We start from the raw sequence: 22,002 nt of genomic DNA, 5'->3' as shown, positions 1-22,002 counted from the left end.
CCTTTACATTTAAAATCCCATATCTGAAAGGAAAACATTATTGTCTTCTTGCATTACAAAAGCAGAAATATTAGAAAAGTAACCTGGATTTTCATATCCCGAAATGGATTTCAAGGAAAAAGTATAAAAACAAAGAGCGCTACTATCTGCTGCTGTAACACAAGCTACATCGTGCGAGAGTTGCCCAGCCAGGTCAAAGGCGCTAGGTTCAGAGCCTAGTCTTGTAGGAGTTCGTGCGTTCGAATCGCACCTCTCGCATCCAGATTTTTTTTATCCATTTTCTCGTGATTTTAATCCGACTTGAGCCTGATTATATTTTTCAGTTACTGTAAACTTCATAGTAAATTCAGTCCCATCGTTCCTTTTAAGTTCCAGTTCGCCATTTAGCTGATCTACGAGGGCGTTTATCAGCTGTATGCCAAGACTATCAATATGTTCAATATTGAGATTTTCAGGAATGCCTATACCATTGTCTGAAACAGTCAGAATAAAACTGGTAGTCTTATCGTCTTCCTTTTTGTGCTTTCCATATTTTTCTCTACGTAATTTAATTCGAATTTTTCCCCTGTCTTTGCCAGGAAATGCATGTTTGAGGGAATTGGAAACAAGCTCATTGACAATTATTCCTAAAGGGACACCAGTATCCATATTAAGAAATATATTTTCTTCCATATCCATGCACAGGCAGATATTTTTACTGCTAAGGCTGTAAGTCTGGAGAAGGTTTTCAGCTAACTCCCTGATGTACGTAGAAAAGTCCAGTGTATCTTTTCCTTCTCCTTTATAAAGCTCTTCGTGGATGAGAGCCATAGATATAACCCGGTTCTGGCTTTCCCTGAAAGCCTCAATAACTTTCGGATTCTCGAACTTATCAGCCTGAAGGTCAAGAAGGGAAGAGATTACCTGCAGGTTATTTTTTATCCTGTGGTGAATTTCCTTTTTACGGGCAGTCTCAATATTTGCCATTGCTTCTTCTGCTTTTTTACGCTCTGTAATATCCTGAATTATTCCTTTCGTACGGATGGGGCGATTATTCGGATCAAAAGTAACTTCAGATTGCATATGGACCGCACGCTCTTCCCCATTAGCCAAGACAATTCTATATTCAATACTATGAGTTTTTCCTTTCACAGCTTTCTTAAGGGCGCTATCCACATAGTCTCGATCGTCTGGATGTACATAATTTAAAAATTCGTTATAAGGCGGTGCTAATTTTTGAGAGTCACATCTGAAAATACGATACATTTCCTCAGACCAATATACTTTACCAGCCGCAGTATCCCATTCCCAGTTTCCAATATGAGCCATTCTTTGAGCTTCAGCGAGACCGATTTCACTTTCTTTCAAAGATTTATAAGCCTTCTCAAGCTCGATTGTTCGTTCTTCAACTAGTTGTTCTAAATTGTCATGTGTCTTTTTTAGAGCTTCTTCTGCTTTTTTGCGTTCGGTGATGTCGATGCAGATGCCTGATATGCGTTGTGGCTTACCTTCACTGCCGTAGGTCGTATTCCCCAGGGCATTGATCCATCGCACATCACCCGATGGGAGCACGATCCTATACTCGCTCGCGAGCGGAATATGGTTGATAATTGCGGTTTCAATCCGCCTTTCCGCAATCAGCCTGTCGTCAGGATGAAGCACACTTCTCCAGACTTCAAAGCTGGCATCAGATTTCCCGGGATCTAAACCAAAGAGACGAAATAGTTCTTCAGACCACTCAAGCTTTTCTGTAGACATATTCCAGTCCCATATACCTGCACCTGCAGAAACCTGGGCCAGCCTCAAACACGATTCGCTCTCCAGTAGTGCCCCCTCAACTCGCTTGCACTCAGCGATATCACGTGCAGCAGCAAAGACCCCAATAACTTCACCATTCTCGTCGCTATAAACTGAAGCATTGTACAAGACAGGAGTTATATGTCCATCTTTATGCTGGATTTCAAGAGGATAATCCCGAATCTCACCATGCATGAATACCTGCTGATAGCCCGCAAGGGCTTTCTCAGGCTCAGTAAAGTAGTTTGAAAAATCAGTCCCAATTAAATCATTTCTGGAATATCCAGTGACCTGTTCTGTAGCACCATTTAAATCCGTGATCTTACCATTACGCCCAATAGTTACTAAAGGATCTAAACTGGCTTCAATAAGACTGCGATTGTAAATGTTTGATAATCTAATAGCTTCTTCTGCCTTTTTATTTTCAGTAATATCTCTGGCGATAGTAGAGATAGCCACAAGCTTTCCAGACGCGTCAAAAACCGGAGAAAGAGTAACTGAAACATTTATTATTGTTCCATCCTTTTTCATCCGTAACGTTTCATAGTGCTGAACCCTTTCTCCCTGTTTAATCTTCTCAATTAAATTCTTTATTTCTCCTTTAGTATTGTCTGGTTCAAGTGTGGATATATTTTTCCCCAGGACTTCTTCAGACAGATATCCATAAATTTTCTCTGCCCCATTATTCCAACTGATGATAATCCCATCAAGAGACTTGGTTATAATTGCATCATTAGATGACTCCACAGCATTCGCAAGTATCTGAATTTTTTCCTCTGCCTTTTTAACAGCAGCGATATCACGTGCAGCAGCAAAGACCCCAATAACCTCGTCATTCTCGTCGCTATAAACTGAAGCATTGTACAAGACAGGAGTTATATGTCCATCTTTATGCTGGATTTCAAGAGGATAATCCCGAATCTCACCATGCATGAATACCTGCTGATAGCCCGCAAGGGCTTTCTCAGGCTCAGTAAAGTAGTCTGAAAAATCAGTCCCAATTAAATCATTTCTGGAATATCCAGTAACCTGTTCTGTAGCACCATTTAAATCCGTGATCTTACCATTACGCCCAATAGTTACTAAAGGATCTAAACTGGCTTCAATAAGACTGCGATTGTAAATGTTTGATAATCTGAGAGCTTTTTCCATTTTTTTACGCTCGGTAATATCTATGAATGCAGAAATTGACCCCCGCAGGTTTCCCTGCTCGTCACGCAAGGGTCTGGCGTTGCCCAATACATGTCGTACCTTACCGTCAGCAGATACAATATCCAGCTCACAGTCGTTTATCTCTATACCTGCAGCCGACATCTGCGACGGCATTTTTTCAGACGGGATCTCCACTCCATCCTTGAATAACTTAAAAATCTCTGGTTTTTCTCCTTCTGGAGCGGATTTGGACAAGTTTGTACCCACAGGAATTCGGAGCCATTCATAGGAGAGTCGGTTACCAGTTATTTGAAGTGACTGAGGGTCATGTGCTATATAAACGGAGATCGGAACAGCATCAAGTAATACTGCTAGTTCATCTGAGCGATCCCGCTCACGTTTCTCACTTTCCCGCAATGCATCCACCACAGCATCACGTTCCGCCAGAGATTGAGATAGTTTGATATTGCTGTAGCTTAGCTGTGAGATCATATTAGCAAAGGTCATAAAGAAGGCCATGCTTGTATCCACAGCTTCTCTGCTCAGCCGAGGTACTTTTTCAAGCACCGCTAAATATTCTTCCTCATTGAAACCGTATTTTAGAGCTTGAAATCGAAAAAATTCGCGGTCTAAAGGTTCATTATCAAAAAAGAACTGTCCTGAGAAGATATTGCCTATATGCTGTCCTTCCACAATAATTGGTGTTACTACGTTCCACATATTGTTCTTGCACTTGTACAGTTTATATTCTCCCGGAGTAACACCAGTAGACAGATTTATGTCGCTTTCTAAGCAGTGCTTGCAGGCTTCAGGATTAACTCTGTGGAATTTGGAACAAATTTCCTGCCATCCAACACTTACCAGAATATTGTCGTTAAGATCAAGTAGGGCCATAGGGATATGAGCAAGCCTATAAAGATCATTCATGAGAGACTGGACTGCTTTAGCATCAATAATGTTGGCAAGCTCCAGATTCGCCTTTTCTTGAGTATCACTCTCCCGAAGTTTTCCCTCAAGTTCTTTACGGTCACTTATGCCAAATGTATAAATGTTTACACATTCCTGTTCGGGCAAGGGCTGAAAAACAACAAAGTATACTCTTTCGCCCATTTTAACTTCTATTTTTTCAATCCCTTCCCGGGATATTGCCCTTTGAACAAAAATTTCAATATGTTGAGGCACTTTTTCTCCTACTCTCACACCCCACTCATGCAACAAGGGTTCTCCTGCCTTATTTGAGTAAAGAATTACTCCATCCTTTGCCACGCTGAACACAGGATTCGAGTTTATTGCTGGAAATTGATCCACTTTAGCTGTCATTATCCCCTTAGTCTCCCTCTTTTAAGCGATAAAATACCTAACCTTCAATGATCAGGAATAAATTAATATTTTAAGTTTTATACTCCCCATATAATAAAAAATCGTTTGCATTCGGTTGTATTTAAAAACTTTGAGGAAAAGTCAGACATGCCGTCCTTTATTTAATTAATAAGCATTATCATGATAGGAACCATAAGCATATTATCCCCTGGAAAAAACGTGATCACTATATGCGATACTATGTAAAAGATAATACTATTGTCATTGAAGGTGATTTTGAAGCCGTGAGCACGGGCTTAAACGGCGGACGTGCGCGGGTAAACTATCTTTTCAACAAACAGGTTCCAAGAACCTTCAACCCTCCTAACCCGGAGGAGTTCGTAAAAGAAGAAGCCCTAATAAATGGAATTGAAGCAGCCAATTTCGGCCTCCTGACAGCTGTCAAAATGAAATACCTCCAGGTAATTGAAGACGACTATCTGACCGCTTTCATAACCGCTGGCGTAAGCAACGGCTCGGAATTCAGGGCAAAAATAGGAACCATAAACATAATTCTAATCTCAAAGATAAGACTATCCGAGACAGCCCTCCTGGGAGCGATTATCACAGCCACCGAAGCTAAAGGGCTTGCACTTATTGAAAAAGGATACACCTTTTTGGGTACTAATACGGATGCTGTAATTGTTGCCTATGAAACGAGCCCAGATTCTAGCTCAGAAAATGAGAAAAAACAGGAAATCCCCTATGCAGGCTCAAGTACGGAGTTCGGGAAAAAAATCACAAATACAGTCATAAAAGGAATTAAGGCAGGACTGGAGCTGAGGGGAGAGTAAATCATGTGAACTACCCCTAAGCTAAAGACTTAGCGGCTTCTCACTTCATAGAAAACTATCGGCATCTCCATGAGCGTTAATTCGGGCTATACCATCCCTACTGAGTTCTGTCCATTCGTCAGTTTTGGCTTTACATGAATACGAACTTGGTAAAGTGGATTTATTCAAGACCTATAGAGCCTGATGGTAAACTCTTGGAAAAAGTTGCTTGGTTTTCACATCCCTTAATTTAATATAATATTAAACGAGGGTACATGCGAAGGCAACACACATCAAAAATAATGCAAAGGACGTTGACGTTTATATCCCATAGAATTAAGATTTCATGGGTTTTACACTTCTTCCTATAAAACTGCTTATTATAAGTACCCTGCATAAATTAATCTGATTTCTTCTACAACACCAGCCTTCTTTAAGATGCTGACAGGTGCGCAACTTTCTTATTGGAAAACGAAGAGCCGGGATTAAAAAATAATAATTTAAAGCAGTGGCCTGATTTTATCGATAAGTACAGCTCAACAGATACCGGTGACATAGTAAAAACATTTCAAAAAATCAATATTAAAAAATCAATTCAAAAAATCAATTTAAAAAATCAATATCAAAAAATCAATTTAAAAAATCAATTTAAAAAATCAATTCAAAAAAACATTTCAAAAAAACAATTTCAGAATAGAGTTAAAGTAGTATAGGGTGAGTTTGGCAGCGATCCAGAGTTCCCGAAGGCTCGCACACTTCAGTACAGTAAGGAACGTGGACAGGCTTATCTTCTGTGTTCGGGATGGGTACAGGAGTTGCCCTGCCGCTATGGCCGCCAAACTCTACCTATAAATGGGATATGGAAAAAGTCATGTATAGATGTGCTGCATACTGAATTTCGCCTGGACCTGAATTAGGTGAAAGGAACGGATAGTTAGTGAACGCGGACTGAACACCTCGTTGCCTTGGTGCTTACATCCCGTTTCTATCAAACCGGTCTTCTACCGGAATCCTTAGAGAGGTCTCTTTTTAGGTCAGATTTCGAGCTTAGATGCATTCAGCTCTTATTCCTTAGCGCGTAGCTGCCCGGCAATGCCTTGTCAGACAACCGGTACACCAGTGGCGCCGCTGCTTGGTTCCTCTCGTACTAAAAGCAGCTTACCCGCAGACCTCTGGCACCTCTAGTAGATAGTAACCGACCTGTCTCACGACGGTCTAAACCCAGCTCACGATCTCCTTTAATAGGCGAACAACCTCACCCTTGGCCGATGCTGCACGGCCAGGATGGAAAGAACCGACATCGAGGTAGCAAGCTGCCGGGTCGATATGTACTCTTGCCGGCAACGACTCAATTATCCCCGGGGTAACTTTTCTGTCATTTTTGGCCCCCACCAAGGAGGCTCAAAAGTTCGCTAGAACCGACTTTCGTCTCGTCATCCACTGCTTTGCTGAATAACGTCAGGCTGACTTATACTCTTGCACTCTTCAGCGAGTTTCCGACCCGCTTGAGTCAACCATTGCGCGCCCTTGATATCTTTTCAAGGGCGTCCCGCCCCAGGCAAACTGCCCACCTATCGGGGTCCTCTTCGCAGAGTTAGGGTCGTAGTTCCAGAAGGGTAGTGTCCCAATTGTGGCTCCACAGATGCTGGCGCACCCGCTTCGACGCCTCCTACCTACTCTGTACATCCAGAACCACAACCCAACGACAGGCTGCAGTAAAGCTCCACGGGGTCTTCACTTCCCCCTAGAGGTCTCTAGACTGTGCACTAGAATGTAAGCTTCACCGGACTCCAGTTAGGGACAGTAGGGCTCTCATTGATCCATTCATGCAAGTCGCCAATTAAGCGACAAGGTACTACGCTACCTTAAGAGGGTCATAGTTACCCCCGCTGTTTACAGGCCCTTCTTCCCGTTGAACCGGGGTTTCAGGTACCTGCACTGAGCAGGATTCAGAGATTGTACTAGCCCTTACGGGTTTGCAATCTCCTATGTTGGTATTAGACAGTTAGAGCCCCCTGGTCACTGCGACCTGCTGTCTTCACAGCAGGCACTCCTTCTCCCGAAGTTACGGAGCTAATTTGCCGAATTCCCTTAACTGAATTACTCCGACACGCCTTAGCCTTTTCAGCTAGGGGCACCTGTGTCAGTTCTCGGTACGGACATTTAGCTGTCCTTTTCACGGGTTCCTGGGTGCAGCCGACTTAAGCCATTACAGATTCGCCCGATTCTCGCCATTACGGCTCTCCACGGGGTTCGCTGCTTAGACGGCGCGACGACGCCGCTCGGCCTGCCCGGAAACGTCAGAACTAAGTGCTAAATGGTACAGGAATATTAACCTGTTTCCCTTTTGGCGTACTCGAATTACGGTACGTCTTAGGACCGACTAACCCTCGGCTGACGATCATTGCCGAGGAAACCTAGCCCCTTCGGCGGCAGGGATTCTCACCCTGCTTTGCTGCTACTATTACCAGGATTTTCGTTTGTGAACGGTCCACAGGACTTTACAGCCCTGCTTCAGCCCGAACACAACGCCTTCCTACGAGATTACCTTGCGGTACTCCGTGGTATCGGTGGTCGACTTGAGCCCCGTCAATTTTCGGGGCCCCAAACCTCGACTGGTGAGCTGTTACGCACTCTTTGAAGGGTAGCTGCTTCTAAGCTAACCTTCCAGCTGTCTTGGGCTTGGGACGCCCTTTAGCGTTAACACTTAGTCGACACTTGGGGACCTTAACCACGGGCTGGGTTGTCTCCCTTACGGACTACAAGCTTACCCCAGTAGTCCGGACTCCGACTGTCTCAGATGACGGTGGGTTTGGAGTTTGACAGGCGGGCGAGGGATTTCTCCCCCGGAACCGCCAATCAGTGCTCTACTCCACCGACGATCTCAAGTCAGGTCATGCTGCGACATGTTTCGGAAGGAACCAGCGGATGCCGGGTTAGATTAGCATTTCACTACGAGACGCAGGTCACACGAATGATTTGCAGATCAATACCGCTTGCGGTCCTCCACGTAGCTTTCGCCACGCTTCAACCTGCCCACGCCTAGATCACCCGGCTTCGGGTCGTACCCCGGTGACTCCACGCACTTGTATACGTCGTGCCTCGCCCGAAGGCTGCGCACATGTTGCTTTCGCTTCGGCTGCCCAGATAAAAGGTTAGCCATCGCCACCAAGATACACTCCCTGGCCCGTTCTTCAAAACGTAAGATACAACACTGGCAGTGACATTCGTACTACATCCTCGCGGATGATTTCTTCATGTCAAAGATCCTTTCATGCCGTATCGTTCCATCACTATCAGGTTTCAGGCACTTTGCACCTCCCTTCTCGGGGTACTTTTCAGCGTTCGGTCACCCTACTATTTCGCTATCGGTCTCAAGGAGTATTTAGTTTTGGAGATTGGTGACCCCCAGATTCCCGCACGATATCCAACGCACGGTACTCAGGGACATGTTCCGGTCTGTTAGCTTACACCTAAGTGACTGTCACACTCTATGGTCTGCCGTTCCAGGCAAGTTCGGTTTTGCCGCAAGACGTTTGAACAGCCCTACAACACCACATTTCCCCGAAGGGATTCGGTTTGAACTGTGCCGGTTTCACTCGCCGTTACTAGCGGCATCTCAATTGATTTCTTTTCCAGCTCCTACTGAGATGTTTCAATTCGGAGCGTTCCCGATCATTACTGATCACTATGGAGAGGTCCCATTCGGAGATCCCGGGTTCATTGGATCCATGCACCTATCCCGGGCTTATCGCAGCTTGGCACGTCCTTCATCAGCTCTTGAGCCGAGCCATCCACCTGATAGCATAACTCCTGTTACACCTAACCAGGTCCAGTTAGCGTTCAATATACAGCACCTATACACGACTTCATATGCCTGCGGTTCCGCGCAGGCTATCCATCCTTCCCCGATAAACTACTTATCGGGTGCACAAAAATGGACTTGCTGGGATTCGAACCCAGGGCCTCTGCCTTGCAAAGGCAGCGATCTTCCAACTGATCTACAAGCCCGAGAGAGACAAGAGATCCATAAAGGACCTCAGATTTGAGGATTTGTACGGTTTATCGGCATCTGGGTGATAGTGTTTTTAGCTTAGGAGGTGATCCAGCCGCAGATTCCCCTACGGCTACCTTGTTACGACTTAACCCCCCTTGCAAAATTCAGGTTCGAACACGGCACAGAGTCCGTGCCCTCACCCATACCTCACTCGGGTGGTTTGACGGGCGGTGTGTGCAAGGAGCAGGGACGTATTCACCGCGCTATATTGAAACGCGATTACTACGGATTCCAGCTTCACGAGGGCGAGTTACAGCCCTCGATCCGAACTACGGATGGGTTTGTGAGATTACCAGCCCCTTTCGGGGGAGGGACCCATTGTCCCATCCATTGTAGCCCGCGTGTAGCCCGGGAGATTCGGGGCATACTGACCTACCGTGGCCCGCACCTTCCTCCGATTTAACACCGGCGGTCCCCACAGAGTACCCATCGTCCCGGAGGACATGCTGGTAACAGTGGGCACGGGTCTCGCTCGTTGCCTGACTTAACAGGATGCTTCACAGTACGAACTGGCGACGGCCATGCACCTCCTCTCAGCGATTCAGGCAAAGTCTTCAGCTTGGCCTACATATTGCTGTCGCCCCCGGTGAGTTGTCCGGCGTTGAGTCCAATTAAACCGCAGGCTCCACCCGTTGTTGTGCTCCCCCGCCAATTCCTTTAAGTTTCAGCCTTGCGGCCGTACTTCCCAGGTGGCTCGCTTCACGGCTTCCCTGCGGCACCAGACACGGTCGCGCCATGCCTGACACCTAGCGAGCATCGTTTACGGCTGGGACTACCCGGGTATCTAATCCGGTTCGTGCCCCCAGCTTTCGTCCCTCACCGTCGAACCCGTTCTGGTAAGACGCCTTCGCCACAGGTGGTCCCACAGGGATTACAAGATTTCACTCCTACCCCTGTAGTACCTCTTACCTCTCCCGGTTCCAAGCCTGGCAGTATCCCCCGAAAGCCTAATAGTTAAGCTATCAGATTTCCCGGAGGACTGACCAAACCGGCTACGGACCCTTTAGACCCAATAATCACGATCACCACTCGGGCCGCCGGTGTTACCGCGGCGGCTGGCACCGGTCTTGCCCGGCCCTTGCTAACAGGTGTAGTTTAAACACCCGGACAGCCAGCATATGATGCTGGCACTCGGTGTCCCCTTATCACGGTTTCCCGCATTGTAAAGTTTTCGCGCCTGCTGCGCCCCGTAGGGCCTGGATTCATGTCTCAGAATCCATCTCCGGGCTCTTGCTCTCACAACCCGTACCCGTCGTTGGCTAGTAGGTACATTACACCCACTACTACCTGATAGGCCGCAGATCCATCCTTGGGCAGACGAATCCATTTGACGCATAAAGCATTCCAGCAGATATGCGGTATCCGGAATTATCCCCAGTTTCCCGGGGTTATGCCGGACCCAAGGGCAGGTTATCCACGTGTTACTGAGCAGTACGCCATGTTCACGAAGAACATATGACTCGCATGGCTTAGACGAACACCGATAGCAGTAACCTCTGGCAGGATCAACCAGAATTGTTATAGCACACTTGAAATTAAAGGTCTTGGTCGCAGAAACTTGCACTAACAACTATCTAATTCAGTTAGTTCATTTCGCGATAGATATTTGAAAAAACATCTATCACCCAGAATTAACCGAACCGACAAATCCTCGTCAGACAGGAAATAACTCCTGTCTCCATTAAAAGATGAAAGAGATTTTGAATATCAACCCACACATTTACTCTGTGTGAGGGATTCATACAAGGTATTTCTTGTATATAAGCTTTTTCCCACCCCGCAGTTTTTCAAAGCAAATCCAGCGCAAAACGAATTTTGCATGAATTCACAGAGACACTGCAGCTCCAATCTCCAAAGATCGGTAGCAGGCGAGTCTCGCACAATTGCTGTGTGAGGGATACATACAAGACGTTTCTTGTATATAAAGCTTTTTGTCAAGCAATTTACTTGCATAAAGATTTTATTGCAAAAGTAATTTTGCCATAAACCTACAAGCTTATTGCCGCCTGATCTCTCCTGATCAGGGAAGCTCCTAAATGCAGTGCTTGGATAAATACTTTTTGGTAACTTTCCCAGATAATCAGTTTAAGAGGATTAGAATTGATCCTGGAAATATAAAGCAGAAAGTCAACTATTCCTGAGCTAAACAGACCGTCCGACAAAACAGAATACAAAGAAGAATACAAAAGAGAGTGGCAAAGAGGAGGGGACAGTGCCTGTTTTCAGTCTGATAACCTTAAATGTGATCAGTGAGTTTTATATATACCAAATCACATTAAAATACAGGGGAGTTAGAAGTCCCTTTAAGAAATTGGGAAGAAATTGGGAATATAATATAGACCTATTTAGATCACGGTTAGTTGTCTTTATGTAAAAAATGGGGAGTTAGTGGGCATCTACCTATTTAAGATCTTTTTAGGGACCTGTTAGTTTTAACCCGGCTTTTGTCCTGTAAACAACCAGGGATTGGTTGCTCCTCAAATGCTAAAATGGAGGTTAAATATTTGATAGATATAGATCCCAGTGGCATTCTGGTTCGTTACAACGTACAATTAGAAAAAGAAATGACACCAGAAGATGCCGCAGAAGAGCTTTATCCAAAGGACCCGACAAGTTACCCTGTTGCAAAAGCCATCTTCGAGGGAGAAGAAGATGATGTTGTAGAAGGGCTGCAGAAAGCTATCGACTCAGGAAAGGACCCGATTTCCTTAATCAATGATTCTTTGATGGTAGGAATGGGTGTTGTTTCCAAACTTTACGATGATGGAGTCATTTTCCTGCCAAACGTCATGATGTCTGCTGACGCCATGCTTGAAGGTATCGAATTCCTTAAGAAAAAGGCCGGGAAATCGCCTGAAGTCAAAGGAAAAATCATCTGCCACGTCGCAGAAGGTGACGTGCACGACATCGGCAAGAACATTGTGGTCGCACTGTTAAGAGCAAACGGATATGATGTAGTAGACCTTGGAAGAGATGTTCCTGTCGATGAAGTCATAGATACCGTGGAAAAGGAAGACCCTCTGATGCTAACAGGTACGGCCCTCATGACCACAACCATGTATGCCTTTAAGGAGATCAATGACAAGCTCATGGAGAAAGGCTACAGGATTCCCTTTGCATGTGGAGGCGGCGCTGTGAACCAGGACTTCGTGTCCCAGTATGAGCTTGGAGTGTACGGTGAAGAAGCATCTGATGCCCCGAAGATGGCAGATTTCATCAAGGCCCATGGAGACAACATCGTTAAATTGAGGGAGAAATTCCATAAACACTGAGGAGGTGGAGTAAATGGCAGTAACCAGATTCACTAAAATGGCTTATGCAAAGGCTGATGATATGGTCTTCGGAAAAGCTGTCAAGCCCGTCAAAGCAGGACTGGGACTTGAAATCGGCGCCGGATACACAACCCCTGAAGTGAACTATGCTCCCAGACCGGAAGCAGGCGCATCCAAGGAAAAACTCATAAAGGAATACGAAAGGATCACAACCGATATTATGGCAAGGATGGTGCAGATAGGAGCTCCATCCGTAGTGCTTGAAACCGAACACGTCCAGCAGATGACAAACAACCCCTCCTGGGGAGCAGAAGTTGCCCATGCCCAAAAAACGATCATGGAGAACTACCACGACGAATACGGAATCAAATGTGCACTGAGACACACACCAGGGGACATCCGTGAAGATCGTGACTTCCTCAAACTCAGAGGAGACAAATACCCAATCTTCCTTGAGTCTTTTGAGCAGTGTGCAGAATCAGGGGCTGATCTGCTTGCCGTTGAGTCAATGGGTGGAAAAGAAGTATTTGACTACTCCATTCTCAGGAACGACATGGCAGGTATCCTCTTCGGTATTGGCGTACTCGGCTCCATGGACATGGAGATGATATGGCAAGATATTGCAGCAATTGCAAAGAAGACCGGAACTGTCGCATCTGGTGACACGGACTGTGCCCAGGCAAACACTGCAATGTTCATAGCAGGCGGCCTGCTTGACAAGAACCTGGCTCATACAATTGCAATCATTGCAAGGTCAATTTCTGCAGCAAGGACCCTCGTTGGTTACGAATGCGGTGCCGTTGGTCCAGGAAAGGACTGCGGATACGAAAATACAATTGTAAAGTCCATTTCAGGTGTTCCGATTGCTCAGGAAGGTAAGACCTCAACCTGTGCCCACTCAGACCTTATGGGGAACATTGTTATGCAGTGCTGTGATCTCTGGTCCAACGAATCCGTGGAATACCACGGAGAATTCGGCGGTACTACTGTGCAGTGCTGGGGAGAAACCCTGTCATATGACTGCACCCTCATGAACGTCGCCCTCCAGTCAGGCAACGAGAAGGTGCTCAGGGACATGTTCGTAGCATCCGACATATACAGAGACCCGCAGGGCTACGTCCTCGCATACCCGCACGCCTACAGAGTAGGGCAGGCAATCGCAAAGGACGGAAACAACATATACCTCCGTGCCAAGAACGCCGCTCTCGAAACCATCAAAATCGTCGAAGAAGGAGCAAAGGGCAAACTTTCCCTCTCAAGGTTCGAAGCCACAGCCCTTGCAAATTCAAAAGCTGCTTTTGAGGCCCTTACCGATGACAAAGACAAGTTCATGAGTGACTGCCTGGACAAATATAAGAAGGAAGTCAAAGTCTTCCTGCCGGAGAACTACGGCCTCTAAACGGGGTTGTTCTTCTTTTTTCTTTTCTTTTTTATCTTTTTTAAGGATTTTTCATGTATCCCGAATCATTTTAGCCGGAAGCATATAGGTTGTCCCCAGCTACATGGCGGATATTCTAAAAATAAACTTGAGACGTCATTTACAGGTATCTCAGAATAAATACCAACCAAGAAAAAAGAGAGCACCAAAAATAAAAATTAAAAATTGAAAAAAAATTCAATATTTTAGCTTATTCTTCAAGCGTAATATTCGTCTCTTGCTGCAACCATGGCTTTTATGTTCTCGAGTGGGGTCATGGGTGCAATTCCACAGCCCGGTGCGAGCACATCAATACCGTCTGCAAGAGCCTGCTTGGATTCGGTTTTGATCTTGTCAACAGGGCCGGGCAGCAGGGTGAAAGGACTGGAGATGTTTCCTATCAACCTTGCTCTGGTTCCGATGACTTCCTTTGCCTTCTTCACACTGCCTATTTTTTCTTCAACGCTGAGACCTTCAAAGCCGCAGTCTGCCATATAGTCGAGGATTGCGTTCACGTTTCCACAAATATGCAGGACTGTAACCGAGTTCACACCGGCAGAGAACTTCTGCAGCCTTGGCTGGAGATACTGCTTGAAGGAGTCAGGGCTCATGAGGTCAGGAGAGGCAACGGGATCTGCAATGGCAATAATGTCTGCACCTGCTTCGACCATTGCGTTTGCATAGATGATTGAAGATTCGGTTGCGAGGTCCAGAGCCTGTTCAAAGAGGTTAGGTTTTTTGATGGACCATTTCATAAAGGTTTTTACACTTATAATGTCGGAAGCAATTGTGATAGGACCTTCCATTCCGCCGATGATTGGAACGTCAGGACCTACTTTTTCCCTGATGATCTTGATTGCTTCAAGTACGGTTGGAATTCTGCCTTTCTGCAGGAGGTCTGCAGGGATTACTGCACCTTCAAGGTCTTTAGGGTAGGGATGACCGGTAACAGAGGGCTGCCTGTTTTTGGTACCCATGTTAATCTCACAGCCCATGGCTTCGACCAGAACAGTAAGGCAGTAGGGAATCCTTACAGCTTCAAGCCCACTGATCTCATGGTTGGCGATTGCCAGCTTTGCCATAAGCTCGGAGTCAGAGTGGGATTCCGGCCAGGGAGCTCCCACTTCATCCATTAATTCTACAATCCCTGTCTGGGTCACGGAACAAACAGGCACTTTGTCAACTTGCTTTCCTTCTAATGTGTTTAAAAGTCTCTCCTTAAGTGTCATGTTACTCATAGTTAGTCTCCCCATTGAAATTATTCAGATATTTACATCACTTGCTTTATATAGCCAGGGTTAAGAAATTAGCCAGGATTAAGAAATTAGAAATGTGTCTAAAAAATATTCTGGCTCGGTTTGTTTTAGCCACTGGTTAATTTTAGCTATACTGGTTAATATTAACTATACTGGTTAATTTTAACTATACTGGTTAATTTAAGTCATAATACATTTGATCTTTCAGATTTTGTGATCGTTCAGATCAAATTCGTAGCAGGATTACCTCGGTAACCCCCAGAGGCATATAAGATATTTTAGAGCTTTTTAAGTGGGCAATTGAGCCTGCTGGTCACCGAAATCCCCGTTTTCGGACTGACTAGTATAATCTATGTTTTATGCTATATCATTGTTTGGGAGATTATGAAACTAAATTCGGATAGAATAAGGATATTCGAAGGAAATATCGTGAAAATAGAAGCTGATGCCATTGTTAATGCTGCAAACAATACACTTCTCGGAGGCGGGGGAGTAGACGGAGCTATCCACGGGGCTGCAGGCCCCAGGCTGCTGGAAGAGTGTAGAACACTTAACGGTTGTCCCACAGGAGAGGCAAAGATTACAAAAGGATACAAACTACCTGCAAAATACATTATACATACCGTTGGTCCTGTATGGCAGGGAGGAAGGGGAAGAGAAGATGAACTTCTGGCTTCCTGCTACAGGAAGAGTCTTGAGCTTGCAAGAGAACATAAAATAAAAACAATTGCTTTTCCAGCCATAAGCACAGGAGCATACAGTTTTCCTTCCGAAAGGGCAGCCGGGATTGCAGTTTCTCAGGTAAAGGAGTTTCTTCTAAAAAATGAGCTGCCTGAAATTGTTTTGCTTGTCTGCTACAATAAGGAAGCTTGCAAAAGCATCAAAAAAGCCCTTGAGAGGAATCTTTAAAAGATAATTTAAATTTAGAATATATTTATATACCTTTTTTTAGACTGTAAACTGTCTGCGAAGAAACAATTCACAAAAAACAAATTTTAAAAGTTTGTTCCCACATTCACTTATGGGAGATTATTTATATAGTATGTTAGAAAAATAGGTTCTAAATAAAAATTACAATGACAGTAAATTCCTAATAACCGATAACAACTTACCTGAACAAAGAATACCGGACTTTGTAATACAGGAAAAATATAAAAAAATTTCATATATAAAAATATTTAATGTAATGAAAATTTACCAGTAATCCCCATCAGTAACATTTATCGGCAACACATATCAGTAATACTTATCAGTATAGCTTATCAGCATAATACTCATCAAGATAACTTATCAGCATAATACTCATCAAGATAACTTATCAGCATAATACTTATCAGTATAGCTTATCAGCATAATACTCATCAAGATAACTTATCAGCATAATACTCATCAATGCAAGTCTATCGAGGCATATTCACCGGCGCAGTTTATTGGTGTACATACCCGAAAAAAATACGCACTAAAAGGAAAACATTAACATAAAACTCAAATGAGCCTGCAGGATTATACCGCGAAAAAAGGGAATCGGAGGAATAATTATCATTCACGATGAAGCCTTTCAAAGAGGCCTTGACCTGGTTAAACGCAAAAAATATGAAAAAGCCATTAATACATTCAATAAAATTTTGGATAAAAATCCTAATCATAAGGAAGCCCATTTCAACAAAGGGCTTGCTCTCCTTGAAACTGAAAAACCCCAGGAAGCCCTCAATTCATTTAATAAAGTCCTGCAGCTTGAACCCGGGAACTCCGACGCCCTCTATAGAAAAGGAACCTCTCTTGCCATTCTCGAGAGATTTGAAGAAGCACTTGAAGCCTATGAAAATGCACTTGAGATTTCCCCGGATACCCCTGAAACCTGGTATATGAGGGGGCTTGCTTTTGCCGAAATAGAGAGAATTGAAGCTTCAATCCTCTGCTTTGAAAAAGCCCTTGAACTTAAGCCTGAGTATACAGCCGCCTGGTGTGCAATGGGTACAGTAGCCGGAAAAGTAGACAGGTACGAAGAAGCCCTGGAGAATTTTGGGCGTGCACTTGAAATAAACCCTGGAAACTCAGAAGCCTGCTATGCAAAAGGCCTGATTCTTGCAAAGCTTGAAAAATACGAAAACGCACTTGAATGCTTTGATTCCCTTATCCAGAAAAACCCCAAAGATACGAATGTCCTTGAACAGAAATGTCTTATCCTTGCAAAGTTAGGGAAAAAAGAAGAAGCTCTACAGTCCCTCGATGCTTTTTTAAAGAAGTTCCCTGTAAGTGAAGCTGTCCTCTACCACAAGGCCATCCTTTTAAACGAACTTTCGAGGTACGAGGACGCAGAAAAAACCTTTTCAAAAGTATTGAAGCTCAACCCCGGACACAGAGAAGCCTGGTGCAGGAAAGGTTTCGCTCTTGTGCAACTGCTCAGGCTTAATGAAGCCATTAAGGCTTTTGAAGAAGCCATCCGACTGGACCCGGCTTATTTTGAAGCCTGGAATTATAAGTGCTTTGCACTCATGAAACTTGAGGCATACGAAGAAGCCCTAGAAGCCTTTGATTCCGTACTTGAAACCTATCCTGATATGAAGGAAATCTGGTACAACAGGGCACTTGCTCTTTTGAAACTGCAGAACTTTACGGAAGCTGCCCGGTCCTTTGCCCGGGTTACGGAACTTGACCCAACCAATACGGACGCATGGTTCCAGCAGGGGCGCCTGCTTACCAGGACAGGAAAATATGAAGAAGCTCTTGAAATCTTTGACAACCTGCTTGAACATGACCCTGATTTTATCGAAGCCCAGAAGTTCAGGGGCACAGTGCTTATAGGGCTCGGACGCTTCGAAGATGCACTGGAGTCCCTTACGAAAAGCCTTGAAAAGGACCCGCAAAACTATAACCTGTGGCTTCAAAAAGGGCTCATTCTCCTCGACAACGGGAAACTTGAGCCTTCCCTGAAGGCTCTTGAAAATGCCGCAGATCTGAAGCCTGAAGACGAAATCTGCTGGATGAACAAAGGTTTTGTCCTCTATTCCCTGGAACGTTATGAAGAAGCCCTCGAAGCCTTTAAGGAAGGCTTGCGGCTGAACCCCTATCTTGAGAAGGGCTGGAACAAGAAAGGAATAGTACTCGGAAAACTTGGAAAATCCAAAGAAGCCCTGGAAGCCTTCGAAGAAGCAATAAAACTCAGGCCTGACTTTGAAGATGCCTGGAAAAATATGGGACTCCTGCTTTTTGCCTCCGAAGAATACGAAAAAGCCGAAAAAGCTTTTGACGAAGTCCTCAAAACAAACCCGGAAGATCTCGATTCTCTTTACAACAGAGGCATATCCCTGCTCAGACTGGGGAGAAATGAAGCTGCCCTCGAATACCTTGAAAAAGTCGTTTCCCTCAATCCCGAATATCCGGACCTTGCCTACAGCCTTGGGGTTGCCCTGATGGAACTTGGAGAGCTGGAAAAAGCCCTGGAGACTTTTGAAAAGCTTGCTGCAAAGAATCCGGAAAACCTGGAGATCCAGTGCAGGAAAGGAAAGCTTGCAATGGACCTCGGAAAATATGAAACTGCCCTACAGGCATTCGAAAAGATCCTGTTTGAAAACCCCGAATCAAAAGAAACCTGGTACAGAAAAGGGCTTGTCCTGCTGAAACTGGAACGCTTTGAGGATGCCGTAAAAGCCTTTGATGAAGTAATTACAAGGGACGCCGATTATGAAGACGCCGGAACCCTCAAGGGCTTTTCCCAGATGACTTCAGGAAACTTCCTCCCTGCCCTGGAAACTTTTGAAAGTGTACTTGAGAAAAGCCCGGACTCCGGGGTTACCTGGTACTACAGGGGCCTGACCCTGCAGAACCTGCACAGGCAGGAAGAAGCAGCCAGGGCTTTTGAATCAGCTCTCCGCCTTAACCCAGAACTTTCCGGCACCCTTGAATACAGGGCAACCTGCCTCTTTGAATCAGGGCAATACGAAACTGCTCTCGAAGCTTTTGAAGCAATGCTGGAAAGAGATCCGAAAAACCTTTCAGCCCTGAACAGCAGGGCAATTTGCTTCCTTGAACTCAGAAGGCATAAAGAAGCAGTTGAAGCCCTCTCAAACCTGCTTGAACTTGACCCTGACAGGGAAGAGACTAAATTTAAGCTCGAAGAGGCAGAGTTCAAGCTCGGGGTTGAGCATTTCGAACTCGGCCAGTACACCGAGGCACTTGAAGTCTTTTTAAGGCTCACCGAGCAGGACCCGAAGTTTGCAGAAGGCTGGCACTTCATAGGGCTGTCCTGTTCAAAACTCGGGAAACATGAAAAAGCTGCCAGAGCTTTCAAAAAAGCCCTTGAAGTTGACCCGGCATTCCGGGATGTACACGATATATACTACCAGCTGGGCCTTTCCTGTTTTGAACTTGGGGACTTTGAAGATGCCCTGTCAGCTCTTGAAGCAGCCCTTAAAACCGCTCCTGAAAATTCAGACACGACTCCGGGCAAAGTCCAGGACATTATATACAAAAAGAACCTTACCCTGCTAAGGCTCGGAAGATATGAAGAAGCTGAATCAGGCTTTAAGGAAGTTCTTGCCAGAGACCCGGAAAACACTGAAGCCCTTGCACACCTGAGCACTGCCTGTTTCAAGCAGGGACATTACGAGGAAGCCCTGCATATATTTGAAAGGGTTCTCAGTAAGACTCCGGGAAGAAAAACTATCCTTTTCAGAAAGGGACTTGCCTTAAAAGCCCTTGGAAAAATCCGGGAGGCTCTGGATGTCTTTGACCTTGTCCTCAAACTGAAGCCTGACTGCATATACGCCCTCGACCAGAAAGGATATACTCTTTTCGAAATAGAAAAGTATGAGGAAGCAGCTGAAGCCTTTAAGACGGCGCTGGAATACTGCCCAAAAAAAGCACATCTACAATATCTAAGGGCTGTTTCCCTTTTCAGGCTTGGAAACTTCAAAGAAACCCTGCAGGAATTTGAAAAAGCCCTTGACCTTGGATGCCAGAAGCCTGACATCCCCTATTATACAGGGCTTTCTTGTTTCGAAACAGGAGAGTATGCAAGAGCTGTAGAAGCCTTTGATATTGTCTTGAAGGCAGGAGTACAGGACCCGGAAATCCTGCAAAAAAGAGCTCTTGCCCTTTTTGAACTCGGGAAGCCAGAGGAAGCCATATCTGCAATAAATTCCCTTCTTGAATTCTCCACTGAAAACCCTACCGAAGAAGGTAGAGGAGAAAAAAACGAAAGAAACACCGGAGAAACCCCTCGGGTCTCTCATGAGCTCCTTGAGAAATTTACATCCGCCTTGATAGGACTTGGGAAATATGAAGAAGCCCTGTTACCGCTTGAAGAGCTTGCAAGAGCCGGATTAGCTTCAAAAGAAACTCTTTACAGCAGAGGGATAACGCTTCTGGAACTCGGAAGGCAGGAAGAAGCCTTCGAGGTCTTTTCAGAGATACTTGAGACTTACCCGGCCTTTAAGAAAGCATGGTATGGGATAGGCCTTGTGCTGTTTTCACAGGAACATTATAGAGAAGCCCTGGAAGCCTTTGAACAGGCTGTGATGGAAAACCAGTACGAAGGGGCGAAAATTGATGAGTCAAAAATAAGTGATCCAGAATCAGAAGACGCCTGGACTAAAATGGGGCTTGCCCAGCTCAAAACCGAAAGATATGAGGATGCCTTTGAGACCTTTGAAAAGGTCCTTGAGAAAAAGCCGATGGATGCAGATGTGTGGTACTTAACCGGGCTTGTCCTGAGGGGGCTTAACCAGGATAAGGAAGCAGTTGAAGTTTTTGAGAAGGCTCTGGAACTCAACCCTGCCCTTACAGCTGCCCTTGAACAGAAAGGGCTTGCTCTTCTTGCGCTGTGCAGATACGAAGAGGCCCGGAAAGCCTTTGATTCAGCCATTGTCCAGAACCCTGAAAACGCAGATGCCCTTTACAGCCGTGCAGTAGCCAGTTTCAAGCTCCTGAACTTCGAAGAAGCTGCAAAAGACCTTGAAAAGGTACTCCTCTTTGCCCCTGACTTTCCGGACTACACCGAAGCCTGCTACAGGCTCGGAATTGCCAGTATAGAACTTCAGGACTACAAAAAAGCCCTGCAGGCATTTGACCTGATTCTTGAACGTGAGCCTGCGCACAGGGAAGCACTTTATAACATGGCTCTTGTGCTCTTCAACCTCGAAGAGTATGAAGAAGCTGCCAGGACCTTTGAACAGCTGCTTGAAACGTTCCCTGAAGACCCTGAAAGCCTGAACTACCTCGGGCTCTGCCTCCTTGAACTTGAAAACCCGAAAGATGCCCTGAAAGCCTTCGAAAAAGCCGCGCTTTTCAACCCGAAAAACGAAGAAGCCCTTTATAACGCAGCCACGACCCTCATCAAGCTAAACAGGGCCCAGGAGTCCCTCGGATACTTTGACCGCATCCTTGACATCTCCCCTGAGAACTACGACGCCATGAACTACAAAGGAATTGCCTTTTGCATGCTTGAACAGTTCAGGGAAGCCCTCAGATCTTTTGACGGTGTACTTAAAAAAGATCCCGACAACATCAAGGCAATCTACAACGTGGGAGTGGTCTGCTTCAAACAGAAACTCTATGAGACCGCAGCCAGGGCTTTTAAAGAAGCTCTTGCCATCAACCCCTGGCACGAGCAATCCCTCAGATACCTCGGCATCTCTCTTGCAAAAACCGGAGAATATGAAGAAGCCCTGAAAGCCTTCGAAAAACTGCTAAGGATAGACCCTCAGGACGTCCAGTCCATGAACTACAGAGGAGTTATCCTCGGAAAGATGGAAAGATACGGGGAAGCGATAAAGGCTTTTGACGAAATCCTGCATGCCTACCCGGATATGGCAGATGCGAAGAAAAAACTTGAGGTATTAAAGTCCCTTGAAAATGAAGAGAAATCCTGTTAATTCTCGTAAAGGCGAAGATTCTTTCTGAGAAGGGGTCTTTCCAAACCTTTTTCTAAACACTATAA

8 protein-coding genes, 2 tRNA genes and 3 rRNA genes are annotated in these 22,002 nt (G+C 45.3%); 7 read left to right on the top strand and 6 right to left on the bottom strand.

The annotated features are described in order from the left end of the window. Nucleotides 1–173: 173 nt before the first annotated feature. Nucleotides 174–258, top strand: a tRNA-Leu gene (locus tag MSWH1_RS05445). Between the two features lie 12 nt (nucleotides 259–270). On the opposite strand, the gene MSWH1_RS17945 is transcribed toward MSWH1_RS05445, so the two are convergent. Continuing rightward, nucleotides 271–4,248, bottom strand: a complete 3,978-nt coding sequence (locus MSWH1_RS17945) for a PAS domain S-box protein (RefSeq protein ID WP_048126783.1) — start codon at nucleotides 4,246–4,248, stop codon at nucleotides 271–273. 230 nt (nucleotides 4,249–4,478) lie between these two features. Between MSWH1_RS17945 and cbiZ the strand changes: the two genes are divergently transcribed. Both cbiZ and MSWH1_RS05430 read left to right on the top strand, forming a co-directional pair. Next, on the top strand, nucleotides 4,479–5,081 hold the full coding sequence (gene cbiZ, locus MSWH1_RS05435; RefSeq protein WP_048126780.1) for an adenosylcobinamide amidohydrolase: 603 nt from the start codon (nucleotides 4,479–4,481) through the stop codon (nucleotides 5,079–5,081). A 443-nt stretch (nucleotides 5,082–5,524) separates the two neighbouring features. Further along, nucleotides 5,525–5,773: a hypothetical protein gene (locus MSWH1_RS05430; RefSeq protein WP_048126777.1), complete on the top strand. Its 249-nt coding sequence runs from the start codon at nucleotides 5,525–5,527 to the stop codon at nucleotides 5,771–5,773. Between the two features lie 5 nt (nucleotides 5,774–5,778). Here the strand turns inward: MSWH1_RS05430 and rrf are convergent. The 4 genes from rrf to MSWH1_RS05410 all read right to left on the bottom strand — a co-directional run bounded on the left by rrf (nucleotide 5,779) and on the right by MSWH1_RS05410 (nucleotide 10,633). Then, nucleotides 5,779–5,900, bottom strand: a 5S ribosomal RNA gene (gene rrf / locus MSWH1_RS05425). A gap of 74 nt (nucleotides 5,901–5,974) precedes the next feature. Continuing rightward, a 23S ribosomal RNA gene (locus tag MSWH1_RS05420) occupies nucleotides 5,975–8,879 on the bottom strand. Nucleotides 8,880–8,998: 119 nt separating this feature from the next. Beyond that, nucleotides 8,999–9,071: transfer RNA gene (locus tag MSWH1_RS05415), tRNA-Ala, on the bottom strand. An 84-nt stretch (nucleotides 9,072–9,155) separates the two neighbouring features. Then, nucleotides 9,156–10,633, bottom strand: a 16S ribosomal RNA gene (locus MSWH1_RS05410). Together the 16S, 23S and 5S rRNA genes with 1 tRNA gene alongside form the textbook arrangement of a ribosomal RNA operon. A gap of 973 nt (nucleotides 10,634–11,606) precedes the next feature. Between MSWH1_RS05410 and mtaC the strand changes: the two genes are divergently transcribed. Together mtaC and mtaB are read left to right on the top strand one after the other, a co-directional pair. After that, entirely contained in the window at nucleotides 11,607–12,389 is a 783-nt protein-coding gene (gene mtaC, locus MSWH1_RS05405) for a methanol--corrinoid protein MtaC (RefSeq protein ID WP_048126775.1), read from the top strand. 13 nt (nucleotides 12,390–12,402) lie between these two features. Further along, a complete protein-coding gene (mtaB, locus tag MSWH1_RS05400; RefSeq protein ID WP_048126773.1) occupies nucleotides 12,403–13,788 on the top strand; it encodes a methanol--corrinoid protein co-methyltransferase MtaB in 1,386 nt (461 codons plus the stop codon). Between the two features lie 236 nt (nucleotides 13,789–14,024). Here mtaB and mtaA read toward each other — a convergent pair whose 3' ends face one another. Then, the gene (gene mtaA, locus MSWH1_RS05395; RefSeq protein ID WP_048126772.1) at nucleotides 14,025–15,044 is read right to left on the bottom strand and encodes a methylcobamide:CoM methyltransferase MtaA; all 1,020 of its coding nucleotides are present in this window, start codon (nucleotides 15,042–15,044) and stop codon (nucleotides 14,025–14,027) included. A gap of 402 nt (nucleotides 15,045–15,446) precedes the next feature. Here mtaA and MSWH1_RS05390 point away from each other — a divergent pair, with 402 nt between their 5' ends. Next, nucleotides 15,447–15,971 (top strand): O-acetyl-ADP-ribose deacetylase, encoded by a 525-nt coding sequence (locus MSWH1_RS05390; RefSeq protein ID WP_048126770.1) that lies wholly within the window; start codon nucleotides 15,447–15,449, stop codon nucleotides 15,969–15,971. 593 nt (nucleotides 15,972–16,564) lie between these two features. Beyond that, on the top strand, nucleotides 16,565–21,937 hold the full coding sequence (locus MSWH1_RS05385) for a tetratricopeptide repeat protein (RefSeq protein WP_369798580.1): 5,373 nt from the start codon (nucleotides 16,565–16,567) through the stop codon (nucleotides 21,935–21,937). The last annotated feature ends 65 nt before the right edge of the window (nucleotides 21,938–22,002 follow it).

Origin of the sequence: Methanosarcina sp. WH1 (assembly GCF_000970005.1) — an archaeon.
Taxonomy (GTDB): Archaea; Halobacteriota; Methanosarcinia; order Methanosarcinales; family Methanosarcinaceae; genus Methanosarcina.
Note: the sequence above shows the minus strand (reverse complement) of the source record. Positions and strands in the feature narration are given on the sequence as shown.

Coding starts and splice junctions, on each gene's coding strand:
- MSWH1_RS05390 (WP_048126770.1), top strand. CDS start 15,447: ATGAAACTAAATTCGGATAGAATAAGGATATTCGAAGGAAATATCGTG.
- mtaC (WP_048126775.1), top strand. CDS start 11,607: ATGGAGGTTAAATATTTGATAGATATAGATCCCAGTGGCATTCTGGTT.
- mtaB (WP_048126773.1), top strand. CDS start 12,403: ATGGCAGTAACCAGATTCACTAAAATGGCTTATGCAAAGGCTGATGAT.
- cbiZ (WP_048126780.1), top strand. CDS start 4,479: ATGCGATACTATGTAAAAGATAATACTATTGTCATTGAAGGTGATTTT.
- MSWH1_RS17945 (WP_048126783.1), bottom strand. CDS start 4,248: ATGACAGCTAAAGTGGATCAATTTCCAGCAATAAACTCGAATCCTGTG.
- mtaA (WP_048126772.1), bottom strand. CDS start 15,044: ATGAGTAACATGACACTTAAGGAGAGACTTTTAAACACATTAGAAGGA.